Origin of the sequence: Allochromatium vinosum DSM 180, assembly GCF_000025485.1 — a bacterium.
In the GTDB taxonomy this organism is placed as follows: domain Bacteria; phylum Pseudomonadota; class Gammaproteobacteria; order Chromatiales; family Chromatiaceae; genus Thermochromatium; species Thermochromatium vinosum.
Window position 1 is genome coordinate 2,398,154 of sequence record NC_013851.1, and the last position, 25,557, is coordinate 2,423,710.

24 protein-coding genes are annotated in these 25,557 nt (G+C 65.4%); 11 read left to right on the top strand and 13 right to left on the bottom strand.

Features of this window, described 5'->3' with window-relative positions:
- Window positions 1-16 precede the first annotated feature (16 nt).
- From ALVIN_RS10440 to ALVIN_RS10455, 4 genes are read right to left on the bottom strand one after another with little or no spacing between them, the layout of a single operon-like run.
- Window positions 17-1,987 (bottom strand): SpoIIE family protein phosphatase, encoded by a 1,971-nt coding sequence (locus tag ALVIN_RS10440; RefSeq protein ID WP_223295205.1) that lies wholly within the window; start codon window positions 1,985-1,987, stop codon window positions 17-19.
- Window positions 1,984-3,030: an ABC transporter substrate-binding protein gene (locus ALVIN_RS10445; RefSeq protein WP_012971289.1), complete on the bottom strand. Its 1,047-nt coding sequence runs from the start codon at window positions 3,028-3,030 to the stop codon at window positions 1,984-1,986. Before ALVIN_RS10445 ends, ALVIN_RS10440 begins: the two co-directional genes overlap by 4 nt.
- Window positions 3,023-3,475 (bottom strand): ATP-binding protein, encoded by a 453-nt coding sequence (locus ALVIN_RS10450; protein WP_012971290.1) that lies wholly within the window; start codon window positions 3,473-3,475, stop codon window positions 3,023-3,025. The genes ALVIN_RS10445 and ALVIN_RS10450 overlap by 8 nt, the downstream gene beginning before the upstream one ends.
- A complete protein-coding gene (locus tag ALVIN_RS10455) occupies window positions 3,472-3,813 on the bottom strand; it encodes an STAS domain-containing protein (RefSeq protein ID WP_012971291.1) in 342 nt (113 codons plus the stop codon). Before ALVIN_RS10455 ends, ALVIN_RS10450 begins: the two co-directional genes overlap by 4 nt.
- A 197-nt stretch (window positions 3,814-4,010) precedes the next feature.
- Between ALVIN_RS10455 and ALVIN_RS10460 the strand changes: the two genes are divergently transcribed.
- The 3 genes from ALVIN_RS10460 to ALVIN_RS10470 all read left to right on the top strand — a co-directional run bounded on the left by ALVIN_RS10460 (window position 4,011) and on the right by ALVIN_RS10470 (window position 6,143).
- Window positions 4,011-4,979: an MBL fold metallo-hydrolase gene (locus ALVIN_RS10460; RefSeq protein WP_012971292.1), complete on the top strand. Its 969-nt coding sequence runs from the start codon at window positions 4,011-4,013 to the stop codon at window positions 4,977-4,979.
- A 113-nt stretch (window positions 4,980-5,092) separates the two neighbouring features.
- Complete coding sequence (locus ALVIN_RS10465) at window positions 5,093-5,686, top strand: HMA2 domain-containing protein (RefSeq protein WP_012971293.1); 594 nt, start codon at window positions 5,093-5,095, stop codon at window positions 5,684-5,686.
- 103 nt (window positions 5,687-5,789) lie between these two features.
- The gene (locus tag ALVIN_RS10470) at window positions 5,790-6,143 is read left to right on the top strand and encodes an HMA2 domain-containing protein (protein WP_012971294.1); all 354 of its coding nucleotides are present in this window, start codon (window positions 5,790-5,792) and stop codon (window positions 6,141-6,143) included.
- Between the two features lie 119 nt (window positions 6,144-6,262).
- Here ALVIN_RS10470 and ALVIN_RS10475 read toward each other — a convergent pair whose 3' ends face one another.
- The 5 genes from ALVIN_RS10475 to ppdK all read right to left on the bottom strand — a co-directional run bounded on the left by ALVIN_RS10475 (window position 6,263) and on the right by ppdK (window position 14,173).
- Window positions 6,263-6,460, bottom strand: a complete 198-nt coding sequence (locus tag ALVIN_RS10475; protein ID WP_012971295.1) for a zinc-finger domain-containing protein — start codon at window positions 6,458-6,460, stop codon at window positions 6,263-6,265.
- A 122-nt stretch (window positions 6,461-6,582) separates the two neighbouring features.
- Window positions 6,583-7,506, bottom strand: a complete 924-nt coding sequence (locus ALVIN_RS10480; protein ID WP_012971296.1) for a branched-chain amino acid transaminase — start codon at window positions 7,504-7,506, stop codon at window positions 6,583-6,585.
- Between the two features lie 83 nt (window positions 7,507-7,589).
- Entirely contained in the window at window positions 7,590-10,442 is a 2,853-nt protein-coding gene (gene glnE / locus ALVIN_RS10485) for a bifunctional [glutamate--ammonia ligase]-adenylyl-L-tyrosine phosphorylase/[glutamate--ammonia-ligase] adenylyltransferase (protein WP_012971297.1), read from the bottom strand.
- A gap of 23 nt (window positions 10,443-10,465) precedes the next feature.
- On the bottom strand, window positions 10,466-11,380 hold the full coding sequence (locus tag ALVIN_RS10490) for a D-hexose-6-phosphate mutarotase (protein WP_012971298.1): 915 nt from the start codon (window positions 11,378-11,380) through the stop codon (window positions 10,466-10,468).
- A 9-nt stretch (window positions 11,381-11,389) separates the two neighbouring features.
- Window positions 11,390-14,173 (bottom strand): pyruvate, phosphate dikinase, encoded by a 2,784-nt coding sequence (ppdK, locus tag ALVIN_RS10495; protein WP_012971299.1) that lies wholly within the window; start codon window positions 14,171-14,173, stop codon window positions 11,390-11,392.
- 258 nt (window positions 14,174-14,431) lie between these two features.
- Here ppdK and ALVIN_RS10500 point away from each other — a divergent pair, with 258 nt between their 5' ends.
- Window positions 14,432-17,275, top strand: a complete 2,844-nt coding sequence (locus tag ALVIN_RS10500) for a valine--tRNA ligase (protein WP_012971300.1) — start codon at window positions 14,432-14,434, stop codon at window positions 17,273-17,275.
- A 104-nt stretch (window positions 17,276-17,379) separates the two neighbouring features.
- Here ALVIN_RS10500 and ALVIN_RS10505 read toward each other — a convergent pair whose 3' ends face one another.
- The gene (locus tag ALVIN_RS10505) at window positions 17,380-17,577 is read right to left on the bottom strand and encodes an Alvin_2107 family globule sulfur oxidation protein (protein WP_012971301.1); all 198 of its coding nucleotides are present in this window, start codon (window positions 17,575-17,577) and stop codon (window positions 17,380-17,382) included.
- A 336-nt stretch (window positions 17,578-17,913) separates the two neighbouring features.
- On the opposite strand from ALVIN_RS10505, the gene ALVIN_RS10510 reads away from it, so the two are divergent.
- The 5 genes from ALVIN_RS10510 (at window position 17,914) to soxZ (ending at window position 22,455) form a co-directional block, all read left to right on the top strand.
- Entirely contained in the window at window positions 17,914-18,957 is a 1,044-nt protein-coding gene (locus tag ALVIN_RS10510; protein ID WP_012971302.1) for an AAA family ATPase, read from the top strand.
- On the top strand, window positions 18,950-20,116 hold the full coding sequence (locus tag ALVIN_RS10515) for a vWA domain-containing protein (protein WP_012971303.1): 1,167 nt from the start codon (window positions 18,950-18,952) through the stop codon (window positions 20,114-20,116). Before ALVIN_RS10510 ends, ALVIN_RS10515 begins: the two co-directional genes overlap by 8 nt.
- A gap of 6 nt (window positions 20,117-20,122) precedes the next feature.
- Window positions 20,123-21,616, top strand: coding sequence for a M48 family metalloprotease (locus ALVIN_RS10520; protein WP_012971304.1), 1,494 nt, complete (start codon window positions 20,123-20,125; stop codon window positions 21,614-21,616).
- Window positions 21,613-22,077, top strand: coding sequence for a thiosulfate oxidation carrier protein SoxY (soxY, locus tag ALVIN_RS10525; protein ID WP_012971305.1), 465 nt, complete (start codon window positions 21,613-21,615; stop codon window positions 22,075-22,077). Before ALVIN_RS10520 ends, soxY begins: the two co-directional genes overlap by 4 nt.
- A 63-nt stretch (window positions 22,078-22,140) precedes the next feature.
- Window positions 22,141-22,455, top strand: coding sequence for a thiosulfate oxidation carrier complex protein SoxZ (gene soxZ, locus ALVIN_RS10530; protein ID WP_012971306.1), 315 nt, complete (start codon window positions 22,141-22,143; stop codon window positions 22,453-22,455).
- Between the two features lie 42 nt (window positions 22,456-22,497).
- On the opposite strand, the gene ALVIN_RS10535 is transcribed toward soxZ, so the two are convergent.
- The gene (locus ALVIN_RS10535; protein ID WP_012971307.1) at window positions 22,498-23,163 is read right to left on the bottom strand and encodes a protein-L-isoaspartate O-methyltransferase family protein; all 666 of its coding nucleotides are present in this window, start codon (window positions 23,161-23,163) and stop codon (window positions 22,498-22,500) included.
- Between the two features lie 149 nt (window positions 23,164-23,312).
- Here ALVIN_RS10535 and queF point away from each other — a divergent pair, with 149 nt between their 5' ends.
- Both queF and rsgA read left to right on the top strand, forming a co-directional pair.
- The gene (gene queF / locus ALVIN_RS10540) at window positions 23,313-23,702 is read left to right on the top strand and encodes a preQ(1) synthase (RefSeq protein WP_012971308.1); all 390 of its coding nucleotides are present in this window, start codon (window positions 23,313-23,315) and stop codon (window positions 23,700-23,702) included.
- 48 nt (window positions 23,703-23,750) lie between these two features.
- On the top strand, window positions 23,751-24,752 hold the full coding sequence (gene rsgA, locus ALVIN_RS10545) for a ribosome small subunit-dependent GTPase A (RefSeq protein ID WP_012971309.1): 1,002 nt from the start codon (window positions 23,751-23,753) through the stop codon (window positions 24,750-24,752).
- Between the two features lies 1 nt (window position 24,753).
- Here rsgA and ALVIN_RS10550 read toward each other — a convergent pair whose 3' ends face one another.
- Together ALVIN_RS10550 and ALVIN_RS10555 are read right to left on the bottom strand one after the other, a co-directional pair.
- Complete coding sequence (locus ALVIN_RS10550; RefSeq protein ID WP_012971310.1) at window positions 24,754-25,110, bottom strand: hypothetical protein; 357 nt, start codon at window positions 25,108-25,110, stop codon at window positions 24,754-24,756.
- Between the two features lie 32 nt (window positions 25,111-25,142).
- The gene (locus ALVIN_RS10555) at window positions 25,143-25,481 is read right to left on the bottom strand and encodes an SET domain-containing protein (protein ID WP_012971311.1); all 339 of its coding nucleotides are present in this window, start codon (window positions 25,479-25,481) and stop codon (window positions 25,143-25,145) included.
- Between the last annotated feature and the right edge of the window lie 76 nt (window positions 25,482-25,557).

Sequence of the window (25,557 nt, forward strand, 5' to 3'; positions counted from 1 at the left end):
ACGACTTGGGCCGGGTTCAACAGTCGACTGCCGAAGAACTGGAAACCATCGGTCCCTGACCGCGATACTCGATCGCCAGCAGGGTGATGTCATCGGACTGGGGCGTCGCGCCGGCGAAGGACTGGACACGCTCCAACAGCATCGCGAGCAGGCCCACCAGATCCGGCTGTGGCTCGGATTCGAGCGTGTCGAGCAGACGCGCTTCCGAATAGAACTCATCCTGCGCGTTCATGGCCTCGGTGACGCCGTCGGTATAGAGCAGCAGCCGCTCGCCGGGGGCCAGACGCAGGGAGGCCGACCGATAGACCACGCCCTCCATGATGCCGAGCAGCAATTGCGGCGCGCCCTTGAGCCACTGAGGCCGGCCATCCGTCCCGATCAGCACCGGCGGGTTGTGCCCGGCATTGGCGTACTCCAGGTCGCCGGTGCGCGCGTCGAGCACGCCGCAGAAGACGGTGACGAACATATTGCTGGCATTGTCGGCCGCCAGCTCGGCATTGACCTGGGTCAGGATCTCGGCCGGCCCCTGCCGGTCGCGCGCGGTCGACTTGATCAGGGTCTTGGTGACGGCCATGAACAGCGCCGCCGGCACACCCTTGCCCGAGACATCGGCGATCAGAAAGCAGAGCCGGTGTTCATCGAGCGGGAAGAAATCGTAGAAGTCGCCGCCGACCTCGCGTGCCGGCACGATGAGCGCGCGCAGATCGAATTCGTCCCGATTCGGGATCGGCGGAAACAGCTTGGGCAGGATCGACATCTGGATGTCGCGCGCGATCGCCAGCTCGCTCTCGATGCGCTCCTTGGCCGCCGTCGTCGTCTTGAGCCACTCGATATGCTGGCGCAGCGCCGTGCGCATGGACGCGAACGACTCGGTCAGCGCGCCCACTTCGTCGCGCCGTCGCACCTCGGGCAGCGGTGCGGCGAAATCGCCCTTGGCGATGCGGTCGGTCGAAGCGGCGAGCGCGCACAGCGGACGACTGATGGAGCGCGCGATCAGCAGTACGACCAGCAGCGAGGCCAGCAGCCCCAGACTGCCGACGGTCGCGGCATTGCGGGTCAGACGGTTGATGTCGTCGAACAGCTCGTCTTCGGGGAAGACGATGGCGAGCGTCCAGTCCGACGAATCGATCGGGGCGTAGTGGACGTGCGCCATCACGCCGAACAGCGGGGTGTGCTGGATGAACCCCGACTCGCCGGCGATCAGGGTTCGCGCCTGTTGACGCAGCGCGTCGGCCTCATCCCCATGGGCCGCCGCCAGACTGAACAGGCTCTCGTTCATGATGAAGTCGGTGTTGGGGTGGCTGAGAATGGCGCCATTGCGTGAGATCAGGACCGCGAAGCCATGCTGGAGCACCCGGAATTCGGCCAGCTCGTGCGTGAGCCAGTCGAGGGCGATGTCGGCGGCCAGGATGCCGATCAGGCGCTCGCCATCCGAAGTCGCCTGCGTCACGGGCAGAGAGAAGGTCGCAATCAGCTGCGTGTTGCCGGCCCCCAGCTCGTAGTAAGGCTCACTCCATTCGGCGCGCCCCAGTTCACGCGGGATCTGATACCAGTCCGAGAACAGATAGTCCTGCTCTTCCAGGGCAAAACTCAACTCGATCCGGCCATCGCGCCGGAAGACATAGGGCGCGCGACGTCGATCGGGGTGGTCCAGTACCGCAGGCTCGAATCCCATGGCCATCCCGAACAGTTCGGGATTCATCTCCAGGGCACGCCGCAGCAGGGGCACGATGTCGTCTTCGCCAATACGCACCGAGTCGAGCGTGCTGGCCAGGGTCTCGGTCGCACGCCGCACCGAGATCAGGACACGCTCCACGCGCTGCACCAGGGCCAGCGAACGGTTGTGGGCGTTGTCCTGCAAACGCTGCAACAGCAACTCACGCGCCTGATAGTGATACAGCCCCAGGCTGGCACCGAGGACAGTGGCCACGCACAGCATCACCGAGAGGACCAGCCGTGCACCGATTCCAGAGAAACGCGCCATCATTGGACTCCGAGACGTTCGATATCGGTCGGCATGGCATCGATCATCTCCAGGTGCTGCAAGGCTTCACCGACCCGGTCGACATCCTCGGGGTGCAGTCGCCAGTCCCAGCCGTGCTCGCCCGGATCACCCATGACCGCGTGGATCTGTTCCAGCATCCAGCGCTGATGGATACGATTGGCCGGCACACGCGCCGCGCGCTGGTGCTGGAGCACGAGATCAAGCGCGCCCTCCGGGTCGGCAAAGGCCTGCTCCCAACCACGCCTGGTGGCTGCCACGAAGGCCGTGATCGCAGCGGATTTTTCGCGCTGCGTCTGTTCGAGCGCATAGAGTCCGTCTTCGGGGAAATCGATCCCATACTCGGACAGCCGGAACACCGTCAGCGCTTCCGGTTCCAGGCCGGCATTGATCAGCAGATGATATTCGTTGTACAGCATCCCCGACATGGCCTCGACTCCCCCGCGCAGGAAAAGATTGACCGTCTGCGACTGCGGCACGCGCTTGACCTCCAGCCCCCGGGTGCGTAGCAGAGCCTCGATCGGCAGGGCCGGGTCGTTGCGCCAGACCCCGACACGCCGACCATTGATGTCGGACAGACGGTGCACATTCGAACTGGAGCGCGCGATCAGTACCACCGAGGAGCGTTGGAACAGTTGCGCGACATTGACCAGGGGCACGCCCTCGGCGCGGGCCTCGATGGCGGTCGACAGCCACAGCACCGCCAGATCCACCTCGCCCGTTTCGAGGGCCGCGCGTGGTGAGCGCGCATGACCCATGCTCAGGAGGCTGGCCTCAATCCCCGCCTCGCGATAGAACCCGTGCGCCTGCGCGACATAATAGCCGGCGAACTGGGCCTGCGGCTGCCAGGCGAGCATCAGACGCAGCGGCGTGCGTGTCGCAGCGGGCGCCGAGGATTCGGACTCGTCCTCGGCCCAGATCGGCGGCGCGATCAACAGACTCAGCGCCGCCAGACCCCAGAAGCGTGCCGAGCGCCCAAGCCGATCGGACAGAACGCCCCATCCAGACCAAGACCATCGCTCAACCACGCGCCGTATCTGGAGCACGCTCATCCTCGTCCGTGGGTTGACACATGATCAGCGAGACCAGATTGCGCCCCTGCTCGCGCCGACAGCTCAGTTCAGTCACCATCTGGCGCACCAGGAACCAGCCCAGACCGCCGACGGTGCGCTGCTCCAGGGTCGCGGCCAGATCCGGCTCCGGCAGATTGGCTGGATCGAACGGCTGTCCATCGTCGAGTACATCGAGCACGAACCGCTCGGCGCTCGGCGCGATGCGCAGCTCGATCTCGCCCGGCTGACCCGGCGGATAGGCATAGTGACAGACATTGACGAACACCTCTTCGAGCGCCAGGGCGAGCCGTCCGCCAAGACGCGGATCGAGTCCGGCCTGCTCGACCCAGGACTTCAGGAACGCCTGAGCCTCGGGCAGCTGGTCGACGGTTGCCGGCAGACGCCGGGTCACGGCGTTCATGGGGTTTGCACCAGGGTTATGGCCTCGGGCAACGAGTCGCACACCTTGAACAGTGACAGCAGACCCGTCATCTCGAAGACTTCGCGCACACTGGGCTGGAGATTGACGTAGACCAGCGCCCCGCCCTGAGCCATCAGCGGCTTGCTCGTGTTCAGCAGCGCGCGCAGTCCGGCGCTGCTGATATAGACCAATGGGCCGAAATCCAGAACCAGTCGCCGTGCACCCTCGGCGACGAGACGATTGACCCCCTGCTCGTAGTCGGCACCACTGAGCGCATCGAGCTGACCGGAAACTTTCAGGACGTGGATGCCGTCCTGGAGTGTGATTTCGATCTCCATCGTGTAAAGCCCCTTTGAGCGTCAAATGAATGATCCGCGTCGGCGATCGGCGGACCGGATCCGCGCGTTTCGCTGCAACGGCGAGCGGCGTCTCTAGACTACCATCGACCACGCCGATCCCGGCCTCCAGGATACAATCATCGCGTTTCAGACATATATCCACTTTTCATTCCAATCCACTGTTGGAGTCATCGAGCATGTCACAACCGCACTTCCAGGAGCTCGCCGAGGGCATCTACTGCATCGAGACCGGACTCTATCGCCACGGTCTGGCCGCCGCCTATCTGGTGCGCTCGGGTGAGCGTCTGGCCTTCGTCGACACCGGCCCCGCCAACGCGGCCCCGGCACTGCTGGCGACCATCGCCGCGCTCGGTCTGACGCCCGAGCAGGTGGACTATGTGATGCCGACCCATGTGCATCTGGACCATGCCGGCGCCTCGGGCCATCTGATGGCCGCCTGCCCCAATGCGCGCCTGGTGGCCCACCCCAAGGGCGCACCGCATCTGATCGACCCGAGCAAGCTGATCGCCGGTTCCAGCGTCGTCTATGGCGAGGAGAACTTCGAGCGCGACTTCGGCGCCCCCCTGCCGATCCCGGCCGAGCGCGTCATCGTCGCCGCGGATGGACAGACCTTCGACCTGAACGGACGCACCCTGACGTTCATCGACACGCCAGGGCACGCCAATCATCACGGCTGCATCCTCGACAGCCTGACGCAGGGCTTCTTCACCGGCGACACCTTCGGCATCGCCTATCGCGAGTTCGACACGCCGAACGGTCCCTGGCTGTTCGCGCCGACCACGCCGGTCGCCTTCGAGCCCGACGCTTGGCTCGCCAGTCTCGACAAGCTGATGGCGCATGATCCCCAGGCCATGTATCTGACCCACTATGGCCGTGTCGACCGCCCGAGCGAACGCGTCGAAGCGCTGCGCCAGAGCATCCGCGATCTGGCCGAACTGGCACGGCGTGAGGAAGGACGGCCCGGGACCGGCCGGCAACAGCGGCTCAAGGAATCGGTCTCAGCACATCTGATGCAGCGCGCACGCGAGCATGGCGTGGATCTGCACGACCACCATATCCAGGAGCTGCTGAGCGTCGATACCGAACTCAATGCACAGGGACTGGAAGTCTGGCTCAAGCGGCGCGAGAAATACGCGGCCGGGTGATCCGGGTTTTGAGATGTAAATAATATTAAATACTATTTACATCTCATCCTGAATCTCCTATAAACGTCTTTAACAACGGTTTTTCGATCCAACGATTCGAGAGTGCCCTGGTCATGCCGAGCCATATCGAGACAGTGAAGTTACAGCCCGTGCGACTGGAGATCCGCCACCAGATCCCCGGACGGATTCGGCTGCATCTGCCCGGATTGCGAGAGGATCCATTTTCGAGCGCACGGCTGATGCGGGCACTGGGGCAGGTCGAGGGCGTGCGCGGTGTGCGCTGGAATCCGGCCTGCGCCAGTCTGGTGGTCTGGCATCGGCGCGCTGGGCGGCTGACCCAGGCGGAATTGAGCGAGATCCTCGATCCCGTGCTCCAGCCGGTCGTCTCGTACTGGCCGGCACGGATCGAGGCGGCCAAGGCCGCACGGCCGGCGACCAAGACGTCCGCTCGAACGCCCTCCACCCGGATGGTTCCGGCCCGGACTCCCGCCGCCTGGACAGCGAACTGGCGCACTTGGCTGCCCCAAATCGATGCCTGGCGATGGCGCCCCACCGTCGAGCTTCAGAGCGCGGCCACGTCCAGCCCCAGCCAGCCCAGTTGCCGGCTGTGTCAGCTCAAACTGGCCCTGGCGCGCTGGATCTTCAACGATATCTGGCGTTGCTGGACGCATGAGCTGACGACTTCGCAACGCCCCCAGGCGCGCTGATCGATCGCATTCGCATTTAGGGCTTGCATTCTCGCTTTTTGCATCTAAAATGAGAACGCATCGCATTAAGAAATAATCCAGGCACATCCCGAGCGAGGTTTCCATGCATCACTCGATCCATCACATTCCCGGTCGTCTGCGTGTCCGTTCAGCCGCGTTCCGGTGTCGCCCTGGGACGGTCGATTCCATTCAGGAACAGCTGCGCTCGCTCGACGGCGTCGAACAGATCCGTTTCAACCAAGCCGCCGGCAGTCTGGTCATCCATTACGATACGGCGCGCCTGGATCATCATCGACTGCTGGAGATGCTCAAGGAAACGGGTTGCGTCAATCTGTCGTCGGCGAGCGAAGCGGTGATTTCGAAGGCGGGCGCGCTGTTCGGCAAGGCGCTCGTCGGCGCGGTCGTCAACAAGGCCGTCGAGCGCTCGGCCTTCCGTCTGGTCAGCGTGCTGCTGTAAGCCGGTCGTGGTGTTTCGGCTGACGTGTTCCGAGCGTCGTCAGCCGGGGATGAGGCAATAGAGTAGATCCAGACACCCTGGTGCGGAAATCCGCTGCCGCCCCGGGGTGTCTGGATCTTTCAGTTGGCGAGCCGGTATCTGGCTCCGCAATAGGGACAGGCGACCTCATGATGGGGCTCGTCCTCGATCGGCAGATAGACCCGTGGGTGCATATTCCAGACCGGAGCGTCCGGGCGGGGACAGCACAGGGGCAGATCCTGGCGGGCGACTTCGATCGGCGGCGACTCCTGGAGCATCGCCGTGGCTGTGCTCGACATCGTTGCGACTCCTCTCGTTGTGACTCGAATGCAGAGACGGTCGTGCTCCGATCTCCAGACGTTCGATGGGCATCGCCGATGCGCTGCCCATCCTACGCATCCGGGCTTGACCGACAGCGGTCTCAGACCAGTGCCAGCCACTCGGGGTGCTGCTCGCGCCGCCCGTGGACCTGATCGAAATAGAGCGTCTGCAAGCGCTCGGTGATGGGACCGCGCGTGCCGGAACCGATGGCGCGTCCGTCGATCTCGCGGATCGGCGTCACCTCGGCGGCGGTGCCGGTGAAGAAGGCTTCGTCGGCGATATAGACCTCGTCGCGGGTGATGCGCTTCTCGACCACCTTCAGCCCCAGTTCCTCGCACAGCGTCATCACGGTGCGGCGTGTGATGCCGTCGAGCGCCGAGGTCAGATCCGGCGTATAGAGCACGCCGTCGCGCACGATGAAGATGTTCTCGCCGCTGCCCTCCATCACGAAGCCCGCCGCATCGAGCAGCAGCGCCTCGTCGTAGCCGTCGCGCAGGGCTTCCTGGAGCGCCATCATCGAGTTCATGTAGTTGCCGTTGGCCTTGGCCCGGCACATGGTGGTGTTGACGTGATGACGGGTGAAGGACGAGACCTTGATGCGGATGCCGTTGCGCATGTTCTCTTCGCCCAGATAGGCCCCCCAGGACCAGGCGGCGACCATGCAGTGGACTTGCAGATTGTCGGCGCGCAGCCCCATGCCCTCGGCGCCATAGAAGCACATGGGACGGATGTAGGCCGATTCCAGGCCGTTCTCGCGCACCACATCGCGCTGGGCCTGATTGATCGTCTCCTGGTCCCAGCGCATGGGCATCCCCAGGATGTGGGCCGAGTTGAACAGCCGGCGGGTGTGCTCCTCCAGACGGAAGATGGCCGTGCCCCTGGCTGTCGGATAGGCCCGGACGCCCTCGAAGACCCCCATGCCATAGTGCAGGGTGTGGGTCAGTACGTGGGTCTTGGCCTCGCGCCAAGGCACCATTTCGCCGTCCAGCCAGATCAGGCCGTCACGGTCCGCCATCGTCGCCATGTGTCTTAACTCCGGTAGGCTCGGGACGCTGCGTCCCGAGTTCGATCTTGAGAAAGGTCCGGGACCGACCGGCGCGCTCGGCGTCAGTCGTCCATCAATTCCTGCCACAAGGCTCGCACGCGCTCGCGTTCGGGCCGCAGCGCATCGTCGGCCACGGTCTTGGGCTGCTCGCGCAGGGCACTGCGATGATAGGCCGCGCGCAGCGACTTGTAGGCTTCGGTGAGATCCTGGGCGCAGTGCCCCGGAAGCAGATCGAGCCGAGCCAGGGTGTCGAGCAGCCGCACGTTGTCGGTCCAGTCGGTCAGTGCCGGGTGGTCGGCCGCCCAGCGCAGGACAGTGTATTGAACCATAAACTCGATATCGGCAATACCGCCTGCGCCCTGCTTGAGATCGAAACGCCCCTCGCCGCTCTTGTCGAGGTTCTCGCGCATCCTGGCGCGCATCTCGCGCACCTCGCGCCTGAGCTGATCGGGATCGCGCGCGCGACACAGGATGGCGCGGCGGATCGCGCCGAAACGTGCCGCCAGCCCCGGATCGCCGGCAACCGGACGGGCGCGCACCAGCGCCTGATGCTCCCAGGTCCAGGCGTTCTCGTTCTGATAGTGTTCGAAGGACTTCAGCGAGCGCACCAGCATCCCTTTGGCGCCGTCCGGACGCAGCCGCATGTCGACCTCGTAGAGCTGACCGGAGGGGGTGCGTGTGGTCATCATATGAATGATGCGCTGGCCGAGCCGGGCATAGAACTGCTCGTTGCTGATCTCTTTGGGACCGTCGGTCATGGCATTGACCGAGTCGCTGCCGTGCAGGAACACCAGATCCAGGTCCGAGCCATAGCCCAGCTCGATGCCGCCGAGCTTGCCGTAGCCGAGGATCAGGAAGCCGCTGTCCTCGCCCTCGATGGCGGTCGGCCGGCCATGACGGGCGACCAGATGGGCGTGCGACAGATCGAGCACGCGCCGGACCGCGACCTCGGCGATCTCGGTCAGATAGTCGCTGACGACCATCAGCGAAATGGTCGCGGTCAGGTCGGCGGCGGCCACCCGCAGCTGATTGCCCTGGGCGAACTGGTGCAACCGCTCCATCTGCTGCTCCAGATCCTCGGCGTCGACATGGGCGAGCAGCGCGTCGAGTTCGGCCTCCAGGCTCTCGCGGCGCAGGGGCGCATAGAGCCGGCGCGGGTCGAGCAGTTCGTCGAGCAGCAGCGGATGGCGTCCGATCTGATCGGCGAACCAGGGGCTGAGACTGGAGAGCTGGATCAGATGGGTGAGGATCAGCGGATGTTCGGCGAGCATCGCCAGATAGGCACTGCGGCGCACGATGGCTTCCATCACACGCAACACGCGCTCCAGCGCCGGATCGGGATGGGCGCAGCCGGCGGCGACGCAGAGGACATGCGGCATGATCAGGCCGAGACGCTCGTGTCCGCGCGTACTCAGCCCCTTGCGCACACAGGATTCGCGGAACTGCTGGACGCGGGTGCGCACGCCCTCGGGATCGGCGAAACCGGCACGTTCGAGCAGTTCCAGTTCATGGGCGGGGTCGCGGTCGCCGTGCCAGACGGCGCTCAGCGGGGCGTCTTCGACCTCGGTCTCGGTCGCCGGCAAGGCGAAGACGGCGTCGAACTGTTCCTGGACCAGATGACGATGGGCGTTCAGATCGACGGCGAAGGAGGCCCAGTCCGCATAGCCCATCGAGCGGGCCAGCCGGAGCTGTCCGGGGCCGTCGTCCGGCAGGCGATGGGTCTGCTGATCGCGATGAGCCTGAAGCCGGTTCTCGACCAGACGCAGAAACACATAGGCCGCGTCGAGCTGGGCGACGGCCTCGGCCGGCATCAGCTCGCGTTGGGCCAACAGCGCCAGTACGGTACGGATCGGACGCACCTGGAGTTCGGGATCACGCCCGCCGCGCACCAGCTGGAACGCCTGGCCGATGAACTCGATCTCGCGGATGCCGCCGGGACCGAGCTTGATGTTGGCGTCCATGCCGCGCCGGTAGAGCTCCTTGGCGATCAGGCGTTTGAGTTCGCGCAGCGACTCGAAGGCGCCAAAATCGAGATAACGCCGGTAGACGAAGGGGCGCAGCATGGACATCAGTTGTTCGATGTCGTCCGGATCGCCGGCGACCGGACGCGCCTTGATCATGGCGTAGCGTTCCCACTCGCGCGCCTGGGACTGGTAGTAGTCCTCCATCGCCTGGAAGCTCATGGCCAGCGGCCCGACCTCGCCGAAGGGTCGCAGTCGGGTATCGACCCGGAACACGAAGCCGTCGACGGTCTTGTTGGCCAGCGCCTGCACCAGGCGCTGCCCGAGACGGACGAAGAACTGCTCGTGACTGAGCGGACGCCGTCCGCCCTCGATCGTGCCCGGCTGGGCAAAAGCCAGGATCAGGTCGATGTCGGAGCTGAGATTGAGTTCACGCGCCCCGAGTTTGCCCATGGCCAGCACCAGCAGGTGCAGCGGACGGCCGGACGCATCGCGCGGCGTGCCCAGCTCGGCACAGGTCCAGGGATAGAGCCGGTCGAGCGCGCCCCGGATACAGACATCGGCCAGTTCGGACAGGTCTTCCAGCGTTTCTTCCAGCGGGGCCAGGCCGGCGATGTCGCGCCAGATGATCCGCATCATCTCGCGGCGGCGCAACAGGCGCAGCGCCTTGTGGAGTGCGGTCTCGTCCTCGGCGCCTTCCAGTCGCGCATCGAGCCGGGCGGCCAGATCGCCAGCCCCATAGGTTCGAGCAAGATCGCCGCTCGCGATCAGCTCGGCCAGATCGGCCGGATGGCGCGCGGCCGAGATCGCAACATACTCGCTCGCCTCCCACACCCGCCGCCGTGCCGGCTCGAATTCGGGGTCGTCCGGCGGGGTCAGACCCTGTTCAACGGCCCAGTCGAGCCAGTCTTGCCAGTGGGATTCGGTCAGGGAGTCGGACGGTGCATCGGACATGGCTGGCTTCACAGTGCAAACGGTTACAGGGATTCGAGGCGATACTCGGCGCCGATCCGCACCTCCTGCTGGGGCGCGACTCGGATCACTTCGGAAGCGGCGTTGACGGTCTCGACACAGACGAAGTGCCGGTAGTCCTCGTCGTCGAGATCCGGCATCGACCGCGCGCCGGCGATCCAGGGGTTCCAGACCACAGCGGTTCGGCTGTGCCGGCTGTCGATGCGGATACGCCGTTGCAGCGCCTCATCCTCGATCATCAGGCTCGGCGGCACGGATTCATAGATGCGGTTGACCTCAGCCTCGAAACCCAGCAAACCGGACTGGACGCCGACTGCATCCGGCGGCGCCTCTGCCGCCTTGTCGAGATAGCGGCAGCCGTCGAGCCCGAGGACGCGGACCTGAGCCGGATCGCCGATGCTGAAATAGGCATGCAGCCCCTGGGTGATGGCAAAGGGTTCGTCACCGGCATTTCGGGTCGTGAGCGACACCGACAGGGTTGCACCGACCGTCACCTCGACCCAGAGATTGAAGTAATGCGGCCAGAGCGCGTGCGTCTCGGCCTCGTCGGCCAGACCGAACCGCACCCAGGTCGCGCCATCGGGCCGCGTCTCGCATGCCAGCACCGACCAGTCCCTCAGGCGCGCAAAGCCGTGGATGATCCGCTCCGGTTCAGCGGGATCGCGCCCGAACCAGGGCCAGCAGATGGGCACGCCGCCCTTGATCTCCCGGTCCGGCGCGAAATAGGCGCGCTTACTGACGAACAGCAGATCATCGCGCACCCCGGCCGGGCGATAGGACAACACCTGAGCCCCATGCGTGGTCAGGGTCGCCCGCGCCAGACCGTTGTCGATCTCGATCAGCGTCAGACCGCCCCGCCCCTCAACGAAGCGCAGGACACCGGGCAAGTCGAAGGCGGCATTCAGTGCATCGAGATCCATGGGTCGCTCTCAAGCGTTCGGGGTTGGCGCCGACTTCAAGGCCGCATGTGCCGCCGCCAGACGCGCGATCGGCACGCGCGGACCCGAGCAGCTCACATAGTCGAGTCCGGCCTGATGACAGAAGGCGATCGAGGCCGGATGCCCGCCATGCTCGCCGCAGATGCCGACATGCAGATCGGGCTTGACCGCCCGCCCCCACTCCACGGCCAGCTGCATCAGCTTGCCCACGCCCTTCACATCGAGCACGTCGAAGGGGTTGTCCTGCAACAGACCCGACTGATTGTAGAGCGGCAGGAACTTGTTCTCGGCATCCTCGCGCGAGAAGGAGAAGGTCGCCTGGGTCAGGTCGTTGGTGCCGAAGGAGAAGAATTCGGCCTCCTCGGCCAGCGAGTCGGCGCGCATACAAGCGCGGACCACCTCGATCATGGTACCGAACTGGAATCTGACCGGCTTGCCGTAACGCGCAGCGACCTCGGTATGGATGCTGTCGACATACTCCTTGACCTTGCGCAGCTCCTGCACGGTACAGACCTGCGGCACCTTGATCTGCGGATGGACCTCGATGCCCGACTTGGCGCATTCGGCGGCGGCCTCCAGGATGGCGCGCACCTGCATCCGGTAGATCTCGGGAAAGGTCATGCCGAGGCGCACGCCGCGATGACCGAGCATGGGATTGGTCTCGTAGAGGGCGCGCACCTTCTTGAGCATCGCCTCCTTCTTGGCGATCGCCTCCTCGACCACGGTCGGATCGACCATGTGACGCGCGGTCTCGACCTCGCGGCGCAGGCTCTCGGAGGCATGCAGCAGCCCCATCGCCCCGGCCAGCACCGTCACGCCGCGCGCGCTCTGCGCCAGTGCCCGCAGTTCCGACAACTCACGTTCGAGCACATGCTCATCGGGCAGGAACTCGTGGATCGGCGGATCGAGCAGGCGGATGGTGACGGGATGAGGCGACATCACCTCGAACAGGTCATGGAAGTCCTGACGCTGCAAGGGCAGCAGTCGGTCGAGCGCCTCCTGGCGCGCTTCCGGCGTCTCGGCGACGATCATCTCGATGACGATCGGCAGGCGCTCGACGTCGTTGAACATGCGCTCGGTGCGCGCCAGACCGATGCCGACCGCGCCATAGCGGCGCGCGCGCCGTGCGTCGTCCGGGGTGTCGGCATTGGCCAGTACCTTGAGCTTGGACATTTCGTCAGCCCAGCCGAGCAGGGTGTGGAGCTCGGGCGTGAAGTCCGGTTCCACGGTCGGGATCGCGCCCAGGTAGACCTTGCCCGAGGTGCCGTCGATGGTGATGACGTCGCCTTCCTTGAAGCTGGTCAATCCGACGCGCGCCTCGCGCCGGTCGACGTCGACGCTGATGCCCTCGGCGCCGGCGACACAGGGCTTGCCCATGCCGCGCGCGACCACGGCTGCGTGCGAGGTCTTGCCGCCGCGCGAGGTCAGGATGGCTTCGGAGGCGAAGAAGCCGTGGATGTCCTCCGGCTTGGTCTCCTCGCGCACCAGGATGACCTTCAGCCCCTGGCCCTTGCCCAGATGCTCGGCGCGGTCGGCATCGAACACCGCAATGCCGGAAGCCGCGCCCGGCGAGGCCGGCAACCCCTGGGCGACCGCTTCGGCCTTGACGTTGGGGTCCAGACGCGGGAACAGCATCTGTTCCAGCGACTCGGGCGCGATGCGCAACAGCGCCTGTTCCTTGGTGATGAGTCCCTCACGCTCCATCTCGACCGAGGTACGCACCATGGCGACCGTGTTCATCTTGCCGTTGCGGGTCTGGAGACAGTAGAGCTGACCCTGCTCGATGGTGAACTCGAAATCCTGCACCTCGCGATAGTGGCTTTCGAGCTTGTCGCGCAGTTCGTCGAGCTGGTCGGCCAGATCGGGCATCTCGACCTTGAGCCGGTCGAGCGGCTTGGGCGTGCGGATGCCGGCGACCACGTCTTCGCCCTGGGCGTTGACCAGATATTCGCCGTAGAGCTTGTTCTCGCCGGTGGCCGGATTGCGGGTGAAGGCCACGCCGGTGGCCGAATCGTCGCCACGGTTGCCGAACACCATGGTCACGACATTGACCGCCGTGCCGTTGGCCATGTCCGGGGTGATGTGGAACTGTTTGCGATAGTCGACCGCGCGCTTGCCGGACCAGGAGTTGAAGACGGCCTTGATGGCGATTTCGAGCTGCTGATAGGGATCTGTCGGGAAGGGGTGTCCCGTGGCGTCCTCGACCACCTTGAGGAAGCGCTCGCAGGTCTCGCGCAGATCCGTGGCCGAGAGATCGACGTCCTGTTTGGCGTGGGCGGCCTCCTTGATGGCGGCGAATTCCTTGTCGAAGGCTTCGTCGGGCACGCCGAGCGCGACCTTGCCGAAGAGCTGAATGAAGCGCCGATAGGCGTCATAACCGAAGCGCGGATCGTCGGTGGCACGGATCACGCCTTGCAGGGTCGCGCTGTTGAGGCCCAGGTTGAGGATGGTGTCCATCATGCCCGGCATCGACATCGCCGATCCCGAGCGCACCGAAACCAGCAGCGGATTGTCCGGGTCGCCGAAGCCCTTGCCGGTCTTCTGTTCCAGGGCGCGCATCTGCTCGTGGACCTGTTCGATCAGGCCGGGCGGCAGGGCGCGCTTGGGTTCGTCGAGATACTCCAGACAGGCCGCCGTGGAGATGACGAATCCGGGCGGGACGTTCAGCCCGATCTGGGTCATCTCGCACAGGTTGGCACCCTTGCCGCCGAGCAGCTTCTTGTCCTTTCCATCGCCGTCCTCGAACGCAAAGACATACTGAGTCGTAGTGTCCATCGATGGGGTCCGCCTCTTCTCTTTGGTTGGTATGATGGGTCTGGCGCTCCAGGCGACATGCTGCCATATTCCGGGGCGCTGGGGGTATCTCGTATCTTGAAGTCGAACATTCGGCGAAGCCCTTTGCAACCCCTTCGAGCGCACGGGCGGCGGCCGGTTTCAGGACGCGCCTCCAGCCACCGTCACGGCCACGAGCGCCTTTCGGCCATAGGTTATACTGCGTCATTTTCGCAGCGCCCGACCACGAGCCCGATCACCATGCTGGACAAGAACTACGACCCCCAAACCCTCGAAGCCCACTGGTACCGCCACTGGGAGGAACGCGGCCATTTCGTCCCGGCCGCGAGCGACGCCGGCAACGGCGCCTACTGCATCATGATCCCGCCGCCGAACGTCACCGGCAGCCTGCACATGGGGCACGCTTTCCAGGACACCATCATGGATGCCCTGACGCGCTATCACCGCATGAAGGGCGAGCAGACACTCTGGCAGGCCGGCACCGACCACGCCGGCATCGCGACGCAAATGGTCGTCGAGCGTCTGATCGAGGCCGAGGGCCAGACCCGCCACGACTATGGACGCGACGCCTTCATCGAGCGCATCTGGGAGTGGAAAGCCGAATCAGGCGGCGCCATCACCCGCCAGCTGCGGCGCATGGGCGCCTCGCTCGACTGGGCGCACGAGCGCTTCACCATGGACGAAGGGCTGTCGGAGGCGGTGCGCGAGGTCTTCGTGCGGCTCTACGAAGAAGGCTTGATCTATCGCGGCAAGCGGCTGGTGAACTGGGATCCGGTGCTGCACACGGCCGTGTCGGATCTCGAAGTGCTGTCGGAGGAAGAAAGCGGCTTCATGTGGGAGATGCGTTATCCCATCGTCCAGCCGCCGGGCGCTGCCGGCCCGCAATATCTGGTCGTCTCCACCACCCGCCCCGAGACCATGCTCGGCGACTGTGCGGTGGCGGTGAACCCGGAAGACGAGCGGTATAAACACCTGATCGGCGCCTTCGTCGAGCTGCCGCTGACCGGACGGCGCATCCCCATCATCGCCGACGAGCACGCCGATCCCGAGTTCGGCACCGGCTGCGTCAAGATCACCCCGGCGCACGACTTCAACGACCATCAGGTCTGGCTGCGTCATCGCGACGAGACCGCCATCGCCGAACAGCCGCACGGCGGTCTGATCAACATCTTCACGCCCGACGCCGCCATCCGCGCCAACGAACCGGCAGAAGGCCAGCTCCTGCCGGCGGCCTATATCGGACTCGACCGCTACGAGGCCCGCAAGCGCATCGTCGCCGATCTCGAAGCCGCCGGACTCCTGGCCGCCGTCAAGGATCACCGCCTCCAGCAACCGTGCGGCGACCGCTCGGGCGCGGTCATCGAACCCTATCTGACCGATCAGTGGTACGTGCGCGTCGCCCCGCTCGCCGAACCGGCCATCGCCGCCGTCGAGAACGGCGACATCCGCTTCGTCCCCGACAACTGGAAGAACACCTATTTCGAATGGATGCGCAACATCCAGGACTGGTGCATCAGCCGTCAGATCTGGTGGGGCCATCGCATCCCGGCCTGGTACGACAGCGAAGGCAACGTCTATGTCGGACGCTCCGAAGACGAGGTTCGCGCCAAGCATGGCTTCGGCCCCGAGGTCACGCTGCGCCAGGACGAGGACGTGCTCGACACCTGGTTCAGCTCAGCGCTCTGGCCCTTCAGCACACTCGGCTGGCCGGAAGACACCGAGCGGCTCAAGACCTTCTATCCGACCTCGGTGCTGGTGACGGGCTTCGACATCATCTTCTTCTGGGTCGCGCGGATGATCATGATGGGGCTCAAATTCATGGGTGACGTGCCCTTCCGCGAGGTCTACATCCATGGACTGGTGCGCGACAAGAACGGCGACAAGATGTCCAAGTCCAAGGGCAACGTGCTCGACCCCATCGATCTGATCGACGGCATCGACCTGGAATCCCTGGTCGAGAAGCGCACCAAGGGCATGATGCAGCCGCATCTGGCCGAGAAGATCACCCGGGACACGCGCAAGGACTTCCCCGACGGCATCCCGGCGTTCGGCACTGATGCGCTGCGCTTCACCTTCGCCGCGCTCGCCACCACCGGACGCGATATCAAGTTCGACCTGCAACGCACCGAGGGCTATCGCAACTTCTGCAACAAGCTCTGGAACGCCTCGCGCTATGTGCTGATGAACACCGAGGGGCAGGACTGCGGCCGGGGGTCTGAGCCGGTCGAACTGAGCGCGGCCGATCGCTGGATTCGTGCCGAACTCGACCGCACCATCGGCACCGTCACCGAGTCCATCGACGCCTACCGCTTCGATCTGGCCGCGCAGGCGCTCTACGACTTCACCTGGAACGAGTTCTGCGACTGGTATCTGGAGCTGTCCAAGCCGGTGCTGACCGGCGCGCAGTCTTCGGATGCGGCCAAGCGCGGCACCCGCCGCACCCTGGTTCGGACGTTGGAGACTCTGCTGCGTCTGGCCCACCCGATCATGCCCTTCATCACCGAGGAGATCTGGCAGAAGGTTCGACCGCTCGCCGGAGTCGAGGGCGACACCCTCATGCTGGCGCCCTACCCCGCGCGCGATCCGTCCGCTGAGGACGCGCAGGCCGTCGGCGAGATCGACTGGGTCAAGCAGTGCATCCTCGGCATCCGGCGCATCAAGGGCGAGATGAACATCGCCCCCGGCAAACCGCTGCCGATCCTAGTCGTCGACGCGACCGAGCAGGAGCGCCAATGGCTGGAGACGGCGCGACCTTATCTCGACTTCCTCGCCCGCACCGAGTCGATCACCGTGCTCGATGACGAGTCACAGGCGCCCGAGTCGGCCATCGCCCTGGTCGGGGCCATGAAGATCCTGATCCCGATGGCGGGACTGATCGACAAGGACGCTGAGTTGAAGCGTCTGGACAAGGAGATCGCACGTCTGACCGACGATGTCGCCCGCACCGAGGCCAAGCTGGCCAATCCGGCCTTCGTCGACAAGGCCCCGGCGGCGGTGGTCGACAAGGAGCGGGCCAAGCTCGCCGATCACGCGGCGGCGATCGCCAATCTGCAAGCACAACGCGCAAAGATCGCGGCGTTGTAAGGATCTGGAGTCTTGAATGAAACCGCGCCCCGCCAAGGGGCGCCGCGCATATGGTCGGCGTGGCTCTGGACGCGGGAGGGTCGAACGGGAAAGCCGGACGGCAATCAGGCCGTGACCCACTGCTCGAAGTTGTCGGTGGTCTTCTCTTCGCCGTCGCTGTAACCGGCTTCATAGGCTTCGGTGAGGCGTTGCTCCTCACGCTTGGGGTTTTGCAGGAAACCACACTGCCAACCCTGGATGTACTCGTCGTCGACGCCCATCTGTTCCATCTTGGTGACGGCATCGTAGTAGAACTGATTCATTTCCGGTCTCCGAGCAATTTCATTGGGTGAGGGTTCAGTCGTCGGGGGGACTTCGCCAACTCGATTTCATTATGAGGCGGGTCGATCGTCACCGGTCGTGGCCGCCTTGTCCTCTCTCGCTACAACTCTCGGACGGAACGCCGCCCGAGCACGGGGCGCGATCACGGGGACGAGAAGGGGGATAAGAATACAGCGTTTTTCTAATAGGCGACAAGTATGCTTGGATGAATGGCGCACCACGCCCGGTTCCGCAACGCCCGGACTTGCGAAGCGCCGACAGTGCACGCATCTTGGCTGGAATCCATACCCTGCCCGACCGGAGGACTCGGCCCCATCATGCGCCCCGCCCAACTGCTCCGCGTTCTGGATCGCGAATTCCTCAGCACGGCCGACGGCCATCACACGCCCGTGATGCTCTGGGGACCGCCGGGCGTGGGCAAGTCACAGATGGTGGCCCAGATCGCCGCACGCCATGCCGTGCCTGTGATCGACATCCGGCTATCGCAGATGGAGCCGAGCGATCTGCGCGGCATCCCCTTCCGCCAGGGCGAGCGGGTCGAATGGGCCGTGCCCGCCATGCTGCCGGACGTCGAGCGTCACGGACCGAGCGGCGTGCTCTTTCTCGACGAGATCACCTCGGCCCCGCCCGTGGTCTCAGCCGCCGCCTATCAATTGATCCTCGACCGACGCCTCGGCGAGTACCGCGTCCCGGACGGCTGGGCGATCTTCGCCGCCGGCAACCGCCAGGGCGATCGCGGCGTGACCTACAGTATGCCCGCACCGCTCGCCAATCGCTTCTCGCACTTCGAGGTCGAGACCCATCTCGACGACTGGGCGGCTTGGGCCTATGCCGGGGGCATCGACGAGCGGGTCATCGCCTTCCTGCGCTTTCGGCCCGAACTCCTGTTCGACTTCGATCCGGCGCACAATCCGGTGGCTTTCCCCTCGCCGCGCTCCTGGGAGTTCGCCCATCGCGCGCTCAGAAAGTTCGCCGATGCGCCCGATCTCCTGCCGGGCGCGCTGCAAGCCTGCGTGGGACCGGCGGCCGGGATCGAGCTGAGCGCCTTCGTCGCCAACCTCGACCAGATGCCGGATCTCGACGCCATCACGCGCGGCGAGCCGGTCTCCGTCCCGCGTGAGATCGATCTCCAGTATGCCGTCGCCGCCGCGCTGGTCGGACGGGCGATCCGCGCGCTCGACACGCCGGACGGACAGACGGTCATCGGCCATATCCTCGATTACGCCGGACGCTTCCCCGAGCGCGAGATGGGCGTGATGCTGGTCTCGGACCTGCACCGGGCGATCGGCGGACGGCTGTTCGAGGTGCCGGCCTTCGCCGGCTGGGCGCAGTCGGTCGCGGACGTGATGCTCCATGCCTGAGACCACGCCCGACCTCAGCGCCATCGAGACCAAGCTCACGGCGGCGCGCACCCGGCTGATCCTGGACAAACCCTTTCTCGGCGCCCTGGTGCTGCGTCTGCCGCTGCGCGCGGCGACGGGCGACTGGTGTCGCACCACGGCCACGGACGCGCGCGCCTTCTATTACGATCCGGCCTACATCGATGCACTGAGCCTGGAGCAGACCCAGTTCATGCTCGCCCACGAGGCGTTGCACTGCGCCCTGTCGCATTTCGCGCGGCGCGGCCATCGTCAGCGTCATCGCTGGGATCTGGCCTGTGACTATGCGATCAACCCGCTGCTGATCGAGGACGGCCTGACGCCGCCGCCGAACACCCTGGTGATGCCGCTCTACAGGGGCCTGACCGCCGAGGAGATCTATCCGCTCATCGACGAACGGGACGACTCGGAGACGCTAGACACCCATGCCTATGACCGCGACGAGCGCCGGGGCGGCAGCCGGCAGCATCCGGACGAGACGCCCCAGCGGCCCGAATCACTCAGCGCCGACGAACGCGAACGACTGGCCGTACAATGGCGCCAGCGGCTGGCCGGCGCGGCTCAGCAGGCCTTGCAGGCCGGCAAGCTCGCCGGTGAACTGGCGCGTCAGATCGACCATCTGCTCCAGCCCAGCCTGCCCTGGCGGATGCTGCTGGCGCGTCATCTGACGGCGATCGCGCGCGAGGACTACAGCTATCAGCGTCCCTCGCGCCGCGAGGGCGAGTTCATCCTGCCGGGACTGCGCGGCCAGCAGGCCGAGCTGGTGGTGGCGATCGACACCTCGGGTTCGATCCAGGACGGCGAGCTGAGCGCGTTCATCGGCGAGATCGACGCGCTCAAGGGCCAGATCCGGGCGCGCATCACCCTGTTGCCCTGTGATCGCGTTCTCGCGCCCGAAGCGCCCTTCCAGTTCGAACCCTGGGAAACCTTCACGCGCCCTGAACGTCTACAGGGAGGCGGCGGAACCAGCTTCAGCCCCGTGTTCGACTGGATCGACCGCCAGGACAGACAGCCCGATCTGCTGGTCTATTTCACCGATGCCCAGGGCGAATTCCCCGAGCGCGAGCCGTCCTATCCGGTGATCTGGCTGGTCAAGGGCCGCGCCACAGTGCCTTGGGGACAACGCATCCAGCTCAACTGAACATCCATGACGAAACGGACAGCCCCCCGACTCCGCTCGATACGGCCACTGATCGCCTTCGGCGCCCTGCTGCTGGCCAGCCTGCCCCAGCTCCAGGCCCAGGACTACCGTCTCCCCGACATGGGCAGTTCGGCCGACACGCTCATGACCACGGGCGCCGAGGCGCGTCTGGGCCAGGCTTTCATGCGCCGCGTGCGTGAGTCGTTGCCGGTCCTCGACGACCCGCTCCTGACCGACTACATCGAATCGCTCGGCAACACCCTGGTCGCCGCCGACCGCGACGCCACGGGACGCTTCAACTTCTTCGTCATCGACCAGTCGGTGATCAATGCCTTCGCTGGACCGGGCGGCAACATCGGCGTCTATGCCGGACTCATCCTCGCCGCCGAGACCGAGAGCGAGCTGGCCGCCGTCATGGCCCACGAGATCGCGCACGTCACTCAGCGCCATCTGCTGCGCGGACTGGAAGATCAGAGCAAGATGACCGTCCCGACCATGGCCCTGATGGTCGCCGCCGCCATCCTCGGCGCCCAGGTCTCGGCCGACGCCGGAGCCGCCGCGATGCTCGGCGTCCAGGCCGCCGCCCTGCAACGCCAGATCAACTTCACGCGCGAGAACGAACACGAGGCCGACCGGCTGGGCATCACGACCCTGGACAAGGCCGGCTTCGATCCCTATGCCATGGCCGGATTCTTCGAGCGGTTGTCCAAATCCAGCCGCGTCTACGAGAACAACGCCCCCGAATTCCTGCGCACCCATCCGGTCAACGCCAACCGCATCGCCGAGGCGCTCGGCCGGGCCGACGACTTCGGCGCCCAGCAGCGCCCTGACAGTCTGCGCTTCCAGCTCGCACGCGCGGCCCTGCGCGAACGCTCCTACAAACGCCCGGAACAGGCCGTCGCCCATTTCCGTGACACATTGCGCGAGGGCCGGCATCGCAATGCCGTCGCCGAACACTATGGCTATGCGCTGGCCCTGACGCGCGCGGGTCAGTTCGACGCCGCCCGCGCCGCCCTGGCCACGGCCATGAAATCGCACTCCAGCTTGCCCGAGTTCATCGTCCTGGAGGCCCGGCTCGATCTCGAACAGGGGCAGGTCGAGCGCGCCGTGCGTAACCTGGGACAGGCCGTGGGTCTGTCGCCGAGCCACTGGCCGCTGCGCGTGGCCTATGCCGAGGCGTTGATGAAAGCCGGCCGTCCGGCTCAGGCCATCGACGAGCTGACCGCCGTGGCGCGACTGCGCCCCGGCAATCCCATGTTGTACGATAAGCTGGAGCAGGCGGCCTTTCGCGCGGGCAACAAATCGGCGACCCACCGTTTCCGCGCCGAGAAGCTCTATGCCGAGGGCGACCGCGAGCCGGCGATCCGTCAGCTCGAGATCGCACTGCGTCAGCGCGACCTCCCCTACCATGAGGCGGCGCGCATCCAGGCGCGGCTCGAAACCTGGAAAGAAGAAGAACGCGAAGCCAAACGCAAAGACAAGAGAGGAGATAAATCATGATCGATGCCAAACGCCGGACACTCGTCAAGGGCTCGCTGGCCGCTGGGGCGGTCGTCGGCGCCGGACTGATCACGCCACGCGCCTTCGCCGACTGGAACGCAGCGGCCTTCCAGGCCAAGGACATCCCCACGGCCATGACCGGTCTGCTCGGCAGCGACGCCGCCGAGGTCAGCGACCGGATCAAGATCAAGGCCCCGGACATCGCCGAGAACGGTGCCGTGGTTCCGGTCACGGTCGAGACCGATCTGGAGGGCGTCACTTCCATCAGTCTCATCGCGGCCAAGAATCAGTCGCCGCTGATCGCCTCCTTCGAGTTCGTCGACCCGTCCGTGATCCCCTTCGTCGCCACCCGCATCAAGATGGCTGAGACCGCCGACGTCATCGCCGTGGTCAAGGCGGGTGACAAGCTCTATAAGAACGCCAAGAGCGTCAAGGTCACCATCGGCGGCTGCGGCGGCTGATCAGCCTCTCACGCCCGTACCCAAGTATCCAAGGCTGAATACCGAACACGAGGAGTCGAGACGATGTCCGATATCAAGATCCGCGCCAAGCTCGAGGGTGACGAGACGACCGTCAAGTGTCTGATGAGCCACCCGATGGAGACCGGTCTGCGCAAGGACAGCAAGACCAACGAAGTCATCCCGGCGCACTTCATCCGGGAAGTGGTGTGCAAGGTCAAGGGAGCCGTGGTGATGAAGACGTCCTGGAGCGGCGGCGTCTCCAAGAATCCCTATCTGTCGTTCAAGTTCAAGGGCGGCGCCGTCGGCGATCCGATCGAGATCGCCTGGACCGACAACACGGGCGAGAGCCAGAGTGCCACGGCCGAGATCAGCGGCTGACGGAACGCCGAGGCCCCGGAGATCCGGGGCCTCGGACCACGACTAGAATTCGAAACCAGCCGGCTCGGGCGCATTGCGCAGCGGCGCCACCTCGACCTCGAACAGCGACTCGCGCCGATAGTCGTGGCGCCCGACGCGGGTCACGCACACACACTCCATCGCGGGTGCCGTGCCCAGGATGCAGAACAGCCGTCCGCCGATGGTCAGCTGCTCGCGCAGCATCGGCAGCGCGTCCTCGGTCGGCATCGAGCCCTTGACGGCGATCGCGTCGAATGGCGCCCCGCTCACGGGTCCGGCCAGACCATCACCCTCGCGAACCTCGACCCAGTCGAACTTGAGCGCTTCGAGCCGCTCGACCGCCTCGGCCGCCTGCATCGGGTCGATCTCCAGACTGATCACGCGCGCCCCGAGCCGGCTCAGACAGGCGGCGACATAGCCCGACCCCGTGCCGATCTCCAGCGCCCGATCGCCCGGCTGGACGGCGAGCGCCTGCAACAGATGACCGACCACCTTGGGCGCAAGCATGAGGGTGCCGTTGCCGTTGGGGATCTCGATGTCGGCATAGGCCAGCGCCCGATAGGCATCCGGCACGAAGCGCTCGCGCTCGACCGTGCCCATCACCTCCAGCACCCGGTCGTCGAGCACGCCCCAGGGCCGGATCTGCTGCTGGATCATGTTGAAGCGGGCCAACTCACTGCTGTTGTCCATGAAATGGAAGTACCCCGTCTGAACTCATGTTTTTGGAAAAGCGACCGCGTCCGGCGAGACGCAGGACGAAAGATTATATAATAGGTGCCCAACCAGCCGACCGAGTCGACGGTCGGCCTATTCCTGTCAGTTCAGTGGAGAGTCTCTTCATGCCCAGCGCCCCGAGCAAGTCGCTCGAAACCTTCCCCAATCCCCAGCCCGAGCGCGACTATACGATCCGCATCCGGGTGCCCGAGTTCACCTGTCTCTGCCCCAAGACCGGCCAGCCGGACTTCGCCGAGCTGATGCTCGAATACGTCCCCGAGCAGAAGTGCGTCGAGCTGAAGGCGCTCAAGACCTATGTCTGGTCCTATCGTGACGAGGGCGCCTTCCACGAGGCCGTCACCAACCGCATCCTCGGTGATCTGGTCGAGGCCACGGCACCGCGCTTCATGCGCCTGACCGCCGAGTTCAACGTGCGCGGCGGTATCTATACCACGGTCGTCGCCGAGCATCGCGCCGCTGACTGGCAGCCGCCGGTGCCGGTCACGCTGCCGTGAGCGGTCTGAACCCTCGGCCCTGCGCCGCCGGCCGGGTCGGCTGACCCCGTGGCCAAGCGACGACTCTCCGCGCGCCAGATCGAGCGCATTCAAGCGATCCAGGAACGCCGCCGCGAACGGCTCGCCGCGCGGCCCGAACGGGCGCTGGCCGAACTCGACGACGAGCTGGAGCCGGAAGAAGGACGAGTCGTCGTCCGACACGGCGCCAATCTGGCGGTCGAGGACGCGCACGGTCACTTGATCCACTGCCTGGCGCGCCAGAACATCGGGCATGTGGTGTGCGGGGACCGCGTCGTCTGGCAGCGTCTGCCCGATGGCCAGGGTGTGGTGACAGCCACCCTGCCGCGCATCAGCACCCTGAGCCGACCCGACTACAGCGGGCGCGACAAGCCGCTCGCGGCCAATCTGACACGGCTCGCCATCCTCATCGCCCCGGAACCGGAGCCGAGCGGTTATCTGATCGATCAGTATCTGGTCGCCGCTGAACTCATCGGTGTCGAGGCGATTTTGGTCGGCAACAAGATGGATCTATTGGCTGGCGCCGAGGAGCGCGCGGCCTTCCAGACGCGCTTTGCCCATTACGGCGCCATCGGCTACCGGACCTTCTGGATCAGTCTGCTCGAACCCGAGTCGATCGGCGGACTCGTCGCCGAGCTTTCCGGGCAGACCAGTGTGCTGGTCGGTCAGTCGGGTGTGGGCAAGTCGTCGCTGGTCAAGCTGTTGCTGCCCGATCAGGAGATCCAGATCGGGCGCCTGTCGCAGGCGACCGGACTCGGACGTCACACGACCTCGGCGGCGACCTGCTATCGTCTGAGCGGCGATGGGTTTCTGATCGACTCACCCGGCGTGCGCAGTTTTCGGCTCGGGGACATCGACCGTCATGGACTCCAGCAGGGATTTCGCGAGTTCCGGCCACATCTGGGGCGCTGCCGCTTCGGCGATTGCCGGCACGATCAGGAGCCGGATTGCGCGATTCGTCAGGCGGTCGAGGATGGGTTGATCGCGCCCGAGCGGCTGGCCAACTTCCATCATCTGCTCGGCGACACATAGATCAAAGCAGCCGCACGATACCGGACTCGGGCAGCCCCAGCATCTGGACGCCGACCCTGAGCGCCTGCTCGGCGAAGCGGTCGAGGTCACCCCAACCGTCGTCGGTGTCGAGCGTCTCGGTCAGGGTTTCGCTCACGACCCGCAGCCGATAGGCGCCAGCGGCCTGTTCGGCCGGTGGTGTCGGCTCGGAGCAGACATAGAGCACGGGTTCGGCCTGACCCTGGACCACGAAGGCGAGGATGTAGCGATAGCGGCGACCGTCGCCGCTCTCGATCTCGCCGAGCAGCGAGGCAGCATAGCGCCCTGCTTGATAGCGACGCTTGGGGATGGCGGTCTTGATGACGGGACGTTCCTGCATGTCAGCGACCTCGGTGTTATCGGCTGCACGACTCATGACGAGCCGGCGCCATAGTCGATGGTGATCTCACTCCCGACTGCGATCGTCCGCCGCGCATAGAGTTCGAACCCGTCGAACTCGGCGTTCGGATCATCGCTGTGGTTGAGCCAGCGCAGCACATTGGTTCCGCGTCGGCCGGTCAGGCGACCGCGCTCGGGATCATAGACCCAGAGTACATGGGGACCGTCCTCCACGACCTCCAGCCCCTCGAAGGTTCCGATATAGTCACCAGACTCGAAACCGATTCGGGCGAAACAGCCTTGGCCGTGGATGGACGAAGGTGCCGCCAGCAGCCAACGATCCAGCCGATCACACACCGGCTTGCGACTCATCACCCATTCCTCGCGATCTCATGCAGCGAACGACATTGGCCACTGGCCGGCGAAGCGGCACAATAGCGAGACTTGT

Excerpts from the sequence above, each read along its gene's own strand:
- ALVIN_RS10520 (WP_012971304.1), top strand. The coding sequence starts at position 20,123 with ATGACGAAACGGACAGCCCCCCGACTCCGCTCGATACGGCCACTGATC.
- soxZ (WP_012971306.1), top strand. The coding sequence starts at position 22,141 with ATGTCCGATATCAAGATCCGCGCCAAGCTCGAGGGTGACGAGACGACC.
- ALVIN_RS10510 (WP_012971302.1), top strand. The coding sequence starts at position 17,914 with ATGCGCCCCGCCCAACTGCTCCGCGTTCTGGATCGCGAATTCCTCAGC.
- ALVIN_RS10470 (WP_012971294.1), top strand. The coding sequence starts at position 5,790 with ATGCATCACTCGATCCATCACATTCCCGGTCGTCTGCGTGTCCGTTCA.
- ALVIN_RS10450 (WP_012971290.1), bottom strand. The coding sequence starts at position 3,475 with ATGAACGCCGTGACCCGGCGTCTGCCGGCAACCGTCGACCAGCTGCCC.
- ppdK (WP_012971299.1), bottom strand. The coding sequence starts at position 14,173 with ATGGACACTACGACTCAGTATGTCTTTGCGTTCGAGGACGGCGATGGA.
- ALVIN_RS10550 (WP_012971310.1), bottom strand. The coding sequence starts at position 25,110 with ATGCAGGAACGTCCCGTCATCAAGACCGCCATCCCCAAGCGTCGCTAT.
- ALVIN_RS10440 (WP_223295205.1), bottom strand. The coding sequence starts at position 1,987 with ATGATGGCGCGTTTCTCTGGAATCGGTGCACGGCTGGTCCTCTCGGTG.
- ALVIN_RS10455 (WP_012971291.1), bottom strand. The coding sequence starts at position 3,813 with ATGGAGATCGAAATCACACTCCAGGACGGCATCCACGTCCTGAAAGTT.
- ALVIN_RS10475 (WP_012971295.1), bottom strand. The coding sequence starts at position 6,460 with ATGTCGAGCACAGCCACGGCGATGCTCCAGGAGTCGCCGCCGATCGAA.
- ALVIN_RS10535 (WP_012971307.1), bottom strand. The coding sequence starts at position 23,163 with ATGGACAACAGCAGTGAGTTGGCCCGCTTCAACATGATCCAGCAGCAG.
- glnE (WP_012971297.1), bottom strand. The coding sequence starts at position 10,442 with ATGTCCGATGCACCGTCCGACTCCCTGACCGAATCCCACTGGCAAGAC.
- ALVIN_RS10480 (WP_012971296.1), bottom strand. The coding sequence starts at position 7,506 with ATGGCGACGATGGCGGACCGTGACGGCCTGATCTGGCTGGACGGCGAA.
- ALVIN_RS10555 (WP_012971311.1), bottom strand. The coding sequence starts at position 25,481 with ATGAGTCGCAAGCCGGTGTGTGATCGGCTGGATCGTTGGCTGCTGGCG.
- ALVIN_RS10460 (WP_012971292.1), top strand. The coding sequence starts at position 4,011 with ATGTCACAACCGCACTTCCAGGAGCTCGCCGAGGGCATCTACTGCATC.
- ALVIN_RS10505 (WP_012971301.1), bottom strand. The coding sequence starts at position 17,577 with ATGAATCAGTTCTACTACGATGCCGTCACCAAGATGGAACAGATGGGC.
- queF (WP_012971308.1), top strand. The coding sequence starts at position 23,313 with ATGCCCAGCGCCCCGAGCAAGTCGCTCGAAACCTTCCCCAATCCCCAG.
- ALVIN_RS10515 (WP_012971303.1), top strand. The coding sequence starts at position 18,950 with ATGCCTGAGACCACGCCCGACCTCAGCGCCATCGAGACCAAGCTCACG.
- ALVIN_RS10465 (WP_012971293.1), top strand. The coding sequence starts at position 5,093 with ATGCCGAGCCATATCGAGACAGTGAAGTTACAGCCCGTGCGACTGGAG.
- soxY (WP_012971305.1), top strand. The coding sequence starts at position 21,613 with ATGATCGATGCCAAACGCCGGACACTCGTCAAGGGCTCGCTGGCCGCT.
- ALVIN_RS10500 (WP_012971300.1), top strand. The coding sequence starts at position 14,432 with ATGCTGGACAAGAACTACGACCCCCAAACCCTCGAAGCCCACTGGTAC.
- ALVIN_RS10490 (WP_012971298.1), bottom strand. The coding sequence starts at position 11,380 with ATGGATCTCGATGCACTGAATGCCGCCTTCGACTTGCCCGGTGTCCTG.